11 protein-coding genes and 1 pseudogene are annotated in these 12,068 nt (G+C 55.7%); 7 read left to right on the top strand and 5 right to left on the bottom strand.

What is annotated here, in order from left to right:
- The first annotated feature begins 13 nt into the window (after positions 1-13).
- The 5 genes from ACZ1G5_RS13420 (at position 14) to ACZ1G5_RS13400 (ending at position 6,376) form a co-directional block, all read left to right on the top strand.
- A complete protein-coding gene (locus tag ACZ1G5_RS13420; RefSeq protein ID WP_472733317.1) occupies positions 14-712 on the top strand; it encodes an ABC transporter permease in 699 nt (232 codons plus the stop codon).
- Between the two features lie 12 nt (positions 713-724).
- The gene (locus ACZ1G5_RS13415; RefSeq protein WP_472733316.1) at positions 725-1,606 is read left to right on the top strand and encodes a carbohydrate ABC transporter permease; all 882 of its coding nucleotides are present in this window, start codon (positions 725-727) and stop codon (positions 1,604-1,606) included.
- A gap of 26 nt (positions 1,607-1,632) precedes the next feature.
- Positions 1,633-3,201, top strand: coding sequence for a type 2 periplasmic-binding domain-containing protein (locus ACZ1G5_RS13410; protein WP_472733315.1), 1,569 nt, complete (start codon positions 1,633-1,635; stop codon positions 3,199-3,201).
- 78 nt (positions 3,202-3,279) lie between these two features.
- Positions 3,280-5,598: a DUF4962 domain-containing protein gene (locus tag ACZ1G5_RS13405; RefSeq protein WP_472733314.1), complete on the top strand. Its 2,319-nt coding sequence runs from the start codon at positions 3,280-3,282 to the stop codon at positions 5,596-5,598.
- 34 nt (positions 5,599-5,632) lie between these two features.
- Positions 5,633-6,376 (top strand): SDR family NAD(P)-dependent oxidoreductase, encoded by a 744-nt coding sequence (locus ACZ1G5_RS13400; protein ID WP_472733313.1) that lies wholly within the window; start codon positions 5,633-5,635, stop codon positions 6,374-6,376.
- Between the two features lie 68 nt (positions 6,377-6,444).
- Here the strand turns inward: ACZ1G5_RS13400 and kduD are convergent.
- The 3 genes and pseudogenes from kduD to ACZ1G5_RS13385 all read right to left on the bottom strand — a co-directional run bounded on the left by kduD (position 6,445) and on the right by ACZ1G5_RS13385 (position 8,345).
- Positions 6,445-7,169, bottom strand: a pseudogene (gene kduD / locus ACZ1G5_RS13395) (2-dehydro-3-deoxy-D-gluconate 5-dehydrogenase KduD).
- Complete coding sequence (gene kduI / locus ACZ1G5_RS13390; protein ID WP_472733312.1) at positions 7,166-7,993, bottom strand: 5-dehydro-4-deoxy-D-glucuronate isomerase; 828 nt, start codon at positions 7,991-7,993, stop codon at positions 7,166-7,168. The pseudogene kduD and the gene kduI overlap by 4 nt, the downstream one beginning before the upstream one ends.
- 40 nt (positions 7,994-8,033) lie before the next feature.
- The gene (locus ACZ1G5_RS13385; protein WP_472733311.1) at positions 8,034-8,345 is read right to left on the bottom strand and encodes a cupin domain-containing protein; all 312 of its coding nucleotides are present in this window, start codon (positions 8,343-8,345) and stop codon (positions 8,034-8,036) included.
- A 156-nt stretch (positions 8,346-8,501) separates the two neighbouring features.
- Here ACZ1G5_RS13385 and ACZ1G5_RS13380 point away from each other — a divergent pair, with 156 nt between their 5' ends.
- Positions 8,502-9,452, top strand: a complete 951-nt coding sequence (locus ACZ1G5_RS13380; RefSeq protein ID WP_472733310.1) for a sugar kinase — start codon at positions 8,502-8,504, stop codon at positions 9,450-9,452.
- 47 nt (positions 9,453-9,499) lie between these two features.
- Positions 9,500-10,648: a mannonate dehydratase gene (uxuA, locus tag ACZ1G5_RS13375; RefSeq protein ID WP_472733309.1), complete on the top strand. Its 1,149-nt coding sequence runs from the start codon at positions 9,500-9,502 to the stop codon at positions 10,646-10,648.
- On the opposite strand, the gene ACZ1G5_RS13370 is transcribed toward uxuA, so the two are convergent.
- Positions 10,640-11,089, bottom strand: a complete 450-nt coding sequence (locus tag ACZ1G5_RS13370; RefSeq protein ID WP_472733308.1) for a mannitol dehydrogenase family protein — start codon at positions 11,087-11,089, stop codon at positions 10,640-10,642. The genes uxuA and ACZ1G5_RS13370 overlap by 9 nt on opposite strands.
- Positions 11,055-12,068 (bottom strand): mannitol dehydrogenase family protein, encoded by a 1,014-nt coding sequence (locus ACZ1G5_RS13365; protein ID WP_472733307.1) that lies wholly within the window; start codon positions 12,066-12,068, stop codon positions 11,055-11,057. Before ACZ1G5_RS13365 ends, ACZ1G5_RS13370 begins: the two co-directional genes overlap by 35 nt.

Here is a 12,068-nt window from a genome sequence, read left to right as displayed (position 1 = left end):
CAGTGATGGCTTTGTGCGCGCCTTACGAAATACGATTGCAATCAGCTTTTGGAGCCTGCTGATCGGCTTTCCTGTCCCGATCATCCTCGCCCTGATGTTCAACGAGATTTTGGCCAAAAAGTTCAAATCCACAGCCCAAACGATCGTCTACCTTCCGCACTTCATCTCATCTGTCATTATCGCCGGTATCGTGATCACGGCCTTTTCGCCGTCGGCTGGTATCGTCAACACTGTGATTGGTTGGTTTGGACTGGACCCCATCTATTTTCTGACAAAGCCCGAATGGTTCCGACCGATCTTTATCGGTACGACCATCTGGCAAGAGGCGGGGTTCCAATCCATCGTTTACCTCGCTGCAATCGCCGGGGTGTCGCCAACACTTTATGAAAGCGCAGTCGTCGATGGCGCGTCCCGCTGGCAGATGATGTGGAAAATCACGATCCCCTCAATCCTGCCGACGATTATCATCATGTTGATTATCCGCATCGGCAACATGCTCGAAGTCAGCTTCGAGATGATCATCCTGCTGTATCAGCCGTCGACCTATGAAACCGCCGACGTCGTCAACACCTTCATCTACCGGCAGGGGTTACAAAACGGGCAGTACGATTTCGCAGCCGCGGCAGGACTGTTCAACGCGGTGGTAGCATTCGTGCTGGTCATTGGGGCCAATTCAATCGCAAAGCGCTATTCGCGCACATCGCTTTGGTAGGGGAAGGATAACATGGCCAACCTGAACCTGTACTCACGCGGTGACCGCACCTTCGTGATCATCAACATGGTGCTGATCGCGATCTTTACGCTCTCCACGCTTTATCCGTTTATCTATATTGGCTCACTGTCTTTGAGTTCGGGCTTCGCGGCACGTGCCGGTCAAGTGGTGCTAACACCGGTCGATTCCACGATTGAGGCCTACAAATACATTCTCTCTCAGCGCCTGTTCTGGGTATCGTACGGCAATACTTTCTTTTACACGATCTTTGGCACACTCACGAGCCTCGCGTTCCTGATACCCGGTGCTTATGCGCTGTCGCGCCCGCAACTCTTTGGGCGACGTTTCTTCAACCTCATGGTGGCATTCACGATGTGGTTCAATGCGGGCCTGATCCCGTTCTTCTTGAACATGCGCGATCTGGGCCTGCTTGATAGCTACTTTGGGATCATTATCGGGTTCGCTGTGAACGGGTTTAACCTGATCCTGCTGCGCAACTTCTTTGAAGGGGTCCCAAGTTCGTTCGAGGAGGCCGCCCGCATGGACGGTGCCAACGATTTCCAGGTTCTCTGGAAAGTCTATGTGCCGCTTGCCAAACCCGCCATTGCGACTGTCGCACTCTTTTGCCTTGTATCACGATGGAACGGGTTCTTCTGGGCCATGGTCCTGCTGCGAGATGAAGAGAAAATTCCGCTACAGGTCTACCTGCGCCATACGATTGCGACGCTGTCGAATGATGATGAATTTACGGCGACCCTCTTCAATGCGCCCTATTCGGTCGAAACGGTGTCGGCCGCCATCATCGCCTGCTCAATCATACCCGTCATCATCGTCTACCCTTTCATTCAAAAGTACTTCGAAAAGGGCATCCTGTTGGGTGGCGTGAAGGAATAACAATCAAACGCATAAGGGAGGAAACTATGCGAAATCTGACTATGACAGCTGCGTTACTCGCGGGAACAGCATTGGCCGCACCGGCACTGGCCGACGGCCATCTGCTGATCGTTGACGAACCACTGGAGCTGACAATCCAGATGAACCACGCCCGCTATCCAACCTACAAAGAGGACTGGCCCGTCGAGGTCGCGGCGCGTGCAATGACCAATATACATCTGATTGATGACACGGTGGGTGCGAACATGCGCACCGACGAAAATACCGGTAAGACGGAAGCCCTGAACCTGATGCTAGCGGGCGGTGTCATCCCAGATATCGTTGGTTCAAGCCGGATCAAAGACTTCGTGAACCAGTATGGCCCCGAAGGTGCGTTTTATCCGCTCAATGATCTGATCGAAGAACATGCGCCAAACCTGGCCGCCTACTTTGCAGAGCGCCCTGAAATCGCATCTGCCATCTCTGCCGCTGACGGCAACATGTACTACATCCCATATCTTCCAGACGGCAAATATGGTCGTGCGTATTTCGTTCGCACGGACTGGCTTGATGCACTTGGCCTTGAGGCACCCCAAAACGTCGCCGAGATGGAAGAAGTCCTGATCGCATTCCGCGACAATGACCCCAACGGTAACGGGCTTGCCGACGAAATCCCGTACTTTGCGCGTGCATGGCCCGAGCTTATCCGCCTTGTCACACTCTGGGACGGGCGTTCGTCGGGCTCTGACACCTACCATGATTTCTATATCACAGCGGAAAATACTCTCGCGCATCCCTACGCCGGCGAAGGTTACCGTGAAGGGATTGCCAATCTTGCCCGCTGGTACGAAATGGGTCTCGTGGACCCAGAGATCTTTACGCGTGGCAGTGCAAGCCGTGACTATCTGTTAAGCGAAAACCTCGGCGGGATGACACACGATTGGTTTGCGTCCACATCCAGCTACAACGCAACACTCCAGGGTAGCGTAGAAGGCTTCCGTATCGAAGCCTTTGCACCACCTGCATCAATTTCTGGCGTGCGTATGGCCGAGCACCGCCGTATCCCGATCAAGCCGGACGGCTGGGCGATTGGGGCCAGCAATGAACATCCTGTCGAAACCATCAAGTACTTTGACTTCTGGTTCACCGAAGAGGGTCGCCGCCTGGCGAACTTTGGTGTTGAGGGCGAACACTACACGATGGTTGATGGCGCACCTCAATTCACCGAGGAAGTTCTGACAAATGAAACGCCCGTGAACGCCCAACTTTATCAGATTGGTGCACAACTTCAGGCGCGGGGTTATTTTCAGGACTTCGAATATGAAAAACAATGGTCCAACGAATTCGCACTCGAAGGCATCGCACTCTACGACGAAGGCGACTACCTCGTGGACCAGTTCCTTGGTGTAGCATTCAACGCCGAAGAACAACACGTCTATGACCGCACTTTCGCATCAATCCGCGACTACATGCTTGAGCGCCAGCAAGGATGGATCCTTGGCAATAGCAACGTCAACGACGACTGGGACGAATATCTCGCGACGCTCGACAGCATGGGCTACCAAGAGCTTCTTGAGGTCATGAACTCGGCCTACGCCCGTCAGTACGGCGGCTAACCACTCACAACAAACCAAGGCGAGGAGCGGCATGCCCGCTCCTCGCGCCAGACTCACATCTCAAGAAAGTCCACCACAATGTCCGCTCTCGCGATGCTCGATGAACCAAATGCTGGTCGACTAACGATCCAATATGGCCCGACAGCGGACACCGTTTTGGCGGAAAACCCGCCACGGTTTAGCTGGCTGCCTGTGATCGAAGATGAAGCGCAATACATCCTGCGCATTTCCAATAATGCCAAATACCCAGCCAAGGCCACTCACACCTACCCCGGCATCCCACTCAACTTCTTCACGCCTGACATGACACTGCCCGCCGGCGACTATGTCTGGTCCTATGCGGTCTGCGACACCGCCGGCAAACCAATCACGGCATGGAGCAGTGACCGTGCATTCACGATCACGGCCAACCTGCCTGAAACGCCCCTGCCCCTGCGCGCCACACGTCTGACCTCAGCGACACGCGCGCATCCGCGTCTTTGGATGACGCCGGACCGCCTTGCCACATTCAAAAAGGCCATCGCAAAAGACCCTGATCATTGCAGATGGTCCACCTTCTTTGAAAAGTCCGTCCTGCCGTGGATGGACCGGGACATCATGGCCGAACCCGCAGGCTACCCCAATCATGAACGTGTCGCGAGCGTTTGGCGCAAGACCTACATCGAATTGCAAGAACTGCTCTATGCAATCCGCCATTTGGCTGTTGGTGGGCAGGTGACCCAAGACGCTGAAATGCTGGCTCGCGCCAAAGAATGGCTGATGGCTGCTGCCGCATGGAACCCGGCGGGCACAACATCACGAAGCTACACCGACGAATGGGCATTTCGCGTCAATGTCGCTTTGGCTTGGGGATACGACTGGTTGCATGATCAGTTGGACGAAGAGGAACGCGCATTCGTGCTCAAGGCCCTGCTCGCACGGACCAAAGAAACCGCCGATCACATCATCAAACACGCCAACATCCATCTGTTCCCCTTCGACAGCCATGCTGTACGCGCCGTTTCGGCAGTGCTGATCCCGGCATCCATCGCGATGCTGGACGAAGCACCAGAGGCCGAAGACTGGCTGAACTATTCCATCGAATTTCTGTCCACAGTCTATTCCCCGTGGGGGGATAGCGACGGTGGCTGGGCCGAGGGCCCGCACTATTGGATGACCGGCATGGCCTATCTGATTGACGCCGCCAACTTGCTGAAAAGCTATACGGGCATCGACCTTTACAAGCGGCCGTTCTTTCAACGCACTGGTGATTTCCCACTTTACACCAAATCGCCGGATACCCGTCGCGCAACCTTCGGCGATGATAGCACGATGGGCGACCTGCCGGCTGTGAAAATCGGATTCAATTTGCGGCAATTTGCCGGTGTGACAGGCAATGGCGCCTATCAATGGTACTACGACGAAATCAAACGCACGAACCCCGGCACTGAAATGGCTTTCTACAACTGGGGCTGGTGGGACTTCAATTTCGACGAACTCGCCTACCAAACCGATTTCCCCATGATCGAGGCAACACCACCGGCAGATGACGACCAGTTGCGCTGGTTCAAAGGCATCGGTTGGGTCGCGATCCAGCACCAGATGCAAGACCCCGACAACCACATCCAATTCGTGATGAAATCATCCCCCTTCGGCGCGATCAGCCACAGCCACGGCGACCAAAACGCGATCTGCATTGCAGGCTTTGGCGAAGATCTTGCAATTCAGTCCGGTCATTACATTGCCTTCAACAGCACGATGCACCAAAACTGGCGGCGGCAGACAGTCTCAAAGAACGGCATCCTGATCAACGGTCAGGGTCAATACGCCGGCGGCGACAAAGTGCAGGCGATGGCGTCGTCGGGCAAAATCAACATCGCCGAAGACCGGGGCGATCATATTTTCATCCAAGGCGATGCCACTGCCGCTTACAAGTGCATGTCACCAGCAGTCACATCCGTCACCCGCGACGTCTACTTCGTGAACAACACCTACTTCATCTTTGTTGACAGTATCGACGCCGACGAACCAGTGGACATTGATTTCCTCCTGCACACAAACGCCCCGATGGCCCTGGGCGAAACGACGTTCCGCTATACCGGTGAACGCGCGGGATTTTATGGGCAATTCCTGTGGTCCGAGGCAGGCGCGCCAAAACTGTCACAAGACACTGGCTTCCCTGACGTCGACCCCGGCGAATATGATGGGTTACCGGTCAGCACCTGCATGCATGCCAAATTCCCAAAGGCGATCCGCCACCGGATTGCCACGCTTTTCGTGCCGTATCCGCTCTCTGCGCCGCGTCGTATTTTCAGTTTCCTCGATGATCAGGGCTATGACTGCGATCTTTATTTCACCGACGCCAATGACCGCAGCTTTAAGGTCGTCGTCCCCAAAACATTCGATGTTGGCGCCTAACGCCGACCAATCCTCATAGAAAGAAGGACATCCCATGAAACTAGCAGGCAAAACAGCCATCATCACCGGCGGCGGCCGCGACATTGGTCGGGCCGTTGCACTAAAACTGGCCGCCGAGGGCGCAAATATTGCGATCAACTATTTCGCCAGCTCTGATGGGGCCGACAGCGCAGTCGCCGAAATCAAAGCGGCTGGCGGCAACGCGTTTGCCTTGCAGGGCGACCTGAGCGGACCCGAAGGCGTCGATGCGCTGGTCGCAAAAACCGTGGCGGAGTTCGGCAGTGTCGATGTGCTCGTCAACAACTCTGGGGGCCTGATCGCCCGCAAGACGTTCGCAGAAATGTCACTGGAACACTGGAACAACGTGATGTCACTGAACCTGACCAGCACATTCCTGATGATCAAGGCCGTGGGTCCGCACATGAACGAAGGCACTATCGTCAACCTCGCCAGCCAGGCCGGTCGCGACGGCGGCGGCCCGGGATCTGTGGCTTATGCTGCGTCCAAAGGTGCTGTCATGACAATGACACGGGGCCTGGCCAAAGAACTTGGGCCAAAGGTCCGCGTCAACGCGCTCTGCCCCGGCATGATCGACACCGATTTCCACAACATCCACACACCGGATGCTGCCCGCCGCGGGTATGAGGCGAACGCCCCGGTCAAGCGCCAAGGTTTGCCCGAAGACGTGGCCAACCTTGTGCTGTTCCTTGCATGTGACGACTCAGCGTTCATCACCGGCGCAAACGTCGATATCAACGGTGGTATGTTGTTCAGCTGAACAAAAAAACCTGCACGGGGGTAACCCGCGCAGGTTTTTTTAATCTGATATCCTGGCCTGCCGGCGGTCTAGCGCGCCAACCAACCGCCATCAACATTCAGCACGGCGCCATGAATGTAATTCGCCGCCGGTGATGCCAAAAACACAGCTGTCTCAGCAATGTCATCCGCCTTGCCCCACCGGCCTGCCGGAATACGGTCAAGGATGGCCTTGTTACGATCGGGGTCGGCGCGCAGTGCTTCGGTATTGTTGGTTTCAATATAACCGGGGGCAATCGCATTCACGTTGACACCCTTTGCTGCCCATTCATTGGCAAGGATTTTCGTCAGGCCAGCGACACCATGCTTGGACGCCGTATAGCTTGGAACGCGGATCCCCCCTGAAACGACAGCAGCGACGCGATATTGACGATGCTTCCGCCGCCACGGGGCAAGGCCGCCTTTGCAAACGCCTGACAGGTAAAGAACACCGCCTTCAGGTTCACATCCATAACGGCATCCCAATCGGCCTCGGTAAAGTCAACGCTATCGTTGCGGCGAATTATGCCCGCATTGTTGACAAGAATATCAACCTTCCGCGCGGCAAACACATCAGCCGCAGCCATCGGATCAGCAAAGTCGATCATCAGCGCCTCGGCGCTGTCGATCAGCCCGACCGTTTCGTCACAGGCTGACCGACCCGCGCAAATCACATGTGCACCAGCGCGACCCATCGCAACGGCAATAGCCTGTCCAATGCCGGTATTTGCACCCGTCACCAGCGCCGTTTGACCGTCCAGTGAAAACGGGTTCATCGCAGTTCATCCATGCCAACCATATCCATGTCGGTGAAATCCACGTTGTCACCCGCCATCGTCCAGCAGAACGTGTAGGATGCCGTGCCGGCACCCGCATGGATCGACCACGGCGGGGAAATCACTGCTTCTTCGTTGCCCATCACGATATGGCGGGTTTCATCTTTTTGCCCCATGAAGTGAAACACGCGGGCGTCGTCGGGAACTTCAAAGTACAAATAGGCCTCCATCCGGCGATCATGCAGGTGGGCGGGCATTGTGTTCCAAAGGCTTCCGGGCTGAAACTGGGTGTAGCCCATCAAGAGCTGACAGGTTTCGCAAACGTCCGGGTGCAGGAACTGAATGATCACCCGTTCATTGGCTGCCTCACGCGATCCCAATTCAACACGCCGCGCATCAGAAAGTTTGATCAGCTTTGTTGGACAAGTGCGATGCGCTGGCGAGGACGTCACGTAGAACCGTCCGGCACCCGAAAAATCAACAGGCCCGGCACCCATACCAACATACAGCAACTCGCCGTTCTCAAGGCTGTAGGTTTCGCCGCCAACAGTGACATCACCGGTCTCGCCGATATTCAACACACCCATTTCGCGGCGATCCAGAAAACCCGGCGTGCCGGTTTCGGCCACATGATCCAACGTCAGTGTGCCACCCGCAGGCACCACAGATCCAAGGATCAGACGGTCATAGTGCGTGTAGACAAGATTAATCTCACCGGCTTCAAAAAGGCCGTCTTTGTGGAAATGCTGACGCAGCCCCTCGGTATCAAGCGACTTGGCCATTGTCGGGTCAATCGCATAACGGGATTCAGTCTTAAGCGTCATAAAGCATCCTTTCGGGGAAGTTGCATGCACGGCAGGTGCATCATAAAAAATCATCCCGGCGCGGCGTGAAACAATCAACAAGCCGTCCGGGTTCAAGGCAAACGCAGCCATGCACGGCGTTTGACGGAATTACAAAGCTGTCGCCGGGTCCGACTTCCGTCTCGACCCCATCGACCGAGAAACGAAAGCGACCACTCTCAACAAATGTTGATTGCACATGCACGTGATGATGCAGCGCGCCCTCGGCACCAGCGGCGTGAAACCCAAAAGCGACGACCATCAGATCAGCATGATCAGCAAGCACTTGTCGCGTGACATTTTCACCGACCTCGACAACAGAAAAATTGCTCATTCTCGTATACTCCATGGGTACGCAAGGTGGCCTGCGTACGTGATTTTTCGGCTGATCATCCATAACGCAGCACACGGAATCACAGGCCGGTCATAGCGGACTTTCATTAACTGGTATGATAGTATACCAGTTTGAAAAAAGGAAGCGTTCTTCGCCATGTTCAATGCCAAAAATTCTGCTGGCTCCGGCACAGCGCCGCGTTTTGTATCAATCGGAGAGTGCATGGTTGAAATGGCACCCACCGAACAGTCTGACACATTCAAGATCGGGTACGCGGGCGACACATTTAATACCGCTTGGTATGTCAAAAGGCTCGCCCCCGATTGGACCGCGCGCTTTGTTAGCCGTGTCGGACAAGATGCGATTTCAAACGAAATGCTGTTGATGATGCAGCAGTCCGCCATCGATATCGACCATATAGCGCGCAGCACAGATCGCTCTGTCGGGCTCTATATGATCAGTCTAAGCAACGGAGAGCGCAGCTTTTCTTACTGGCGCGACATGTCGGCCGCCCGACAATTGGCAAACAACCGGACCCAGCTGGAAACTGCAACGGTGGATGCGGACGTGATCTATTTCACAGGCATTACAATGGCGATACTCGACGAAAGCGGCCGCGAAACCCTGCGCGATGTCTTGATGAACGCGCAGGCTGCGGGAAAAACCATTGTCTTTGACTCTAACCTGCGGCCCCGGCTTTGGGAAACGACGAACGCCATGACCGATGCAGTCATGCAGGCGGCTGGGGTCAGCGATATCGTTCTGCCGTCTTATGATGACGAAGCCATACATTTCGGCGATGCAGATATTGCGGCGACCTGCGACAGATACCTGAATGCCGGTGCATCAACCGTCATAGTCAAAAATGGGGCAGGCAAGGTTTGCTACAGTCATCAAGGAAACTGCGGAGAAGTCACGCCGCCTGCTATGCAACGCATCGTGGATACGACATCTGCGGGTGACAGCTTCAACGCAGGTTTTCTGGTGGGACTGCATCAAACCGGATCTGTGCAAAGCGCCATTCGGCTTGGCTCTGACGTGGCCGGCCATGTGATCGGCCAAAAGGGCGCTTTGGTGCCGTTGCCAGACCATCTACTTCCGACCTAGAAAATATGCGATAACACTAGACACGCATTCAATCTCAAGGATCAAAGATGCAAGAAACATGGCGTTGGTTCGGGCCCTTTGACGCAATTTCACTTGAACAGATTGCGCAAACCGGCGCGTCAGGGATCGTCACGGCCCTGCATGAAATCCCCTACGGCGAAGTCTGGCAACGCAGCAAAATCGCCAAACGTCGCGCAGAGATTGTAGAGGCTGGTTTCACCTGGGACGTGGTCGAAAGCCTGCCGGTCCATGAACGCATCAAGAAAGGCGAGGGCGACCTCTCTGCCCTTTTTGCAAACTACCGGCAGTCTATGGCGAACCTCGCGGCAGAGGGGATCAAAACCGTCTGCTACAACTTCATGCCTCTGCTCGACTGGACGCGTACTGATTTGACCCATCCTGTGGCAAATGGCGGGACATGCCTGCGCTTCTCCGCGCCAAAGATGGCAGCCTTTGAACTGCACATGCTGGGCCGCGACGCCGCCCGCGACGACTATGACGTCGAAACCATCGCAGCCGCCGACGTCTGGTTTCAACAAAGCGACGACCTGGCGCGCACCAACCTGCTGCGCGCAATCATGTCAGGACTGCCGGGCGCATTTGACCGCTACGATATTCCACAACTGAAAAAAGCGCTGGCATCATACAGGGGGATTGACCGGGATGGGCTGCGCGCCAACTACAAACGGTTCCTTGATGAAGTGATGCCAACGGCGCAAGAGCTTGATATGAAGTTCTGCGTTCATCCTGATGACCCTCCGCGGGACATTCTTGGCCTGCCGCGCATTGTCTCTGACGCGGACGATATCGCGTGGATCATGCGTGCCTATGATGCGCCCGAAAATGGGCTCACCTTATGTTCCGGGTCGCTCGGGGCGAACCCGATCAATGACGTGGTCGGGATCGTCCGGACATTCAGCGACCGGATTCATTTCGCGCATCTGCGTAACGTGCACAAAGACCCCGACGGATCGTTCGAGGAAGCCGCTCATTTGGATGGCGACACGGACATGGTCGCGCTGATTGATGCGTTGCTGACGGCCCAGACCGAAAACGGCAGGTCAATCTACTTCCGTCCTGATCACGGCCACGATCTGCTAACCGACCCTGCGCTGGATACGCAGCCCGGCTATCCGCTGATCGGTCGCCTGCGCGGGTTGGCTGAACTGCGCGGCGTGATCCGCGCCCTACGATAGACCAAGCGCTTTTGCGACGGCCGCACGCGTTCCAAGATCGCGGATATCACGCGCGGCTTGGGTGACCGGATATGCCAACCGTTCGGCCAAATCTTTCGGGAACACGTCTTCGCATGACAGCAGCGCAAAAATCTGACCTTCAAGTGTCTGGGCCCCGTCCGTCGCCAAGTTAAGCTGGCAGGCCAACGGATCCTTCACGTCAATTGGATCACCGGCATCACCGATGCCGGCCATGTAGCGCAGCCATGCTGCAACCGACAAACATAACAATGGTGCCTGTTGCCCGGCGTCGAACCTGTCGCGGATCGTTCCCAAAATACGCTGGGGCAGCTTTTGGCTGCCGTCCATCGCAATCTGCGCGGTCTTGTGGCGAATGGCGGGGTTTGCGTAGCGCGCAAAAAGCGCGTCAGCATAGTTGGGCAAGACAACGCCGGGGGGCATGAACAGTGGGAATAATTTCCCACCACAGCGCACGTGCAAAGCTGACAAATACAGGATCAGCCACGGTGTCTGATATGGTCTTATGTCCAGCCAAATATCCGGTGTAGGCCAATGCCGAATGGGTGCCATTCAGCATTCTCAGCTTCATATCCTCGAACGGAACAACATCAGTCACCATCTCTGCCCCAGCCGACGCAAAGTCAGGACGGAGATCATCCACGAAATCGTCTTCAATCACCCACTGGGCAAAGCTTTCGTGCATCACGGGCGCACTGTCATGAAATCCGGTCAAATCCGCGACCTGATCAATGTCATCCTGCGTTGTCGCAGGCGTAATCCGGTCCACCATTGTGCAGGGGAAACGACCCTCTGATACGATCCATTGCGCAAGATCCAGATCGACCATCCCAGCAAACTCAAGCACCAAATTGCGCACCAGCCGGCCATTTTGTGGAAGGTTGTCGCACGTCAGAACGGTGAACGGGCGCAGACCTGCCAACTTGCGAAGCTCAAGCGCCCGCACAATATACCCGATTGCAGAAACCGGGAGCTCATCCCGCAGATCCGCCACGATGCTGGGATGCGCCTTTTCCAACACGCCCGTTGCTGGTGAATGGCAGTACCCCTTTTCCGTAACCGTTAGCGTCACGATCTTGACCAAAGGATCAGTCATCGCCTTAAGGACGGCATGTGGGCTATCAGGCGCCAACAAAACCTCATTCAAAACCTCGATAACGCGGTGCTGTCTGGCCTCTGCCGTCAGCGAAACCGACGTATAGGCCCATCCTTGGTCACGTAAAGCGTCCCGCGTCTGCGGACTGCGTAGCGATACGCCAACAACGCCCCAGTCACCGCCCGATTTCGCCATTGCATCAGCAAGAACAGGGCAGGCAAACGCACGAAAAAAGGCCCCCAGCCCCAGATGTACGATCCCCGTTCTTGGCCTTGGCGTTCCAGACCTTTGCAATTTGGGTATCAC

This window comes from Yoonia sp. JB2-21 (genome assembly GCF_055693545.1).
This window is presented reverse-complemented; position numbering and strand designations above follow the sequence as displayed.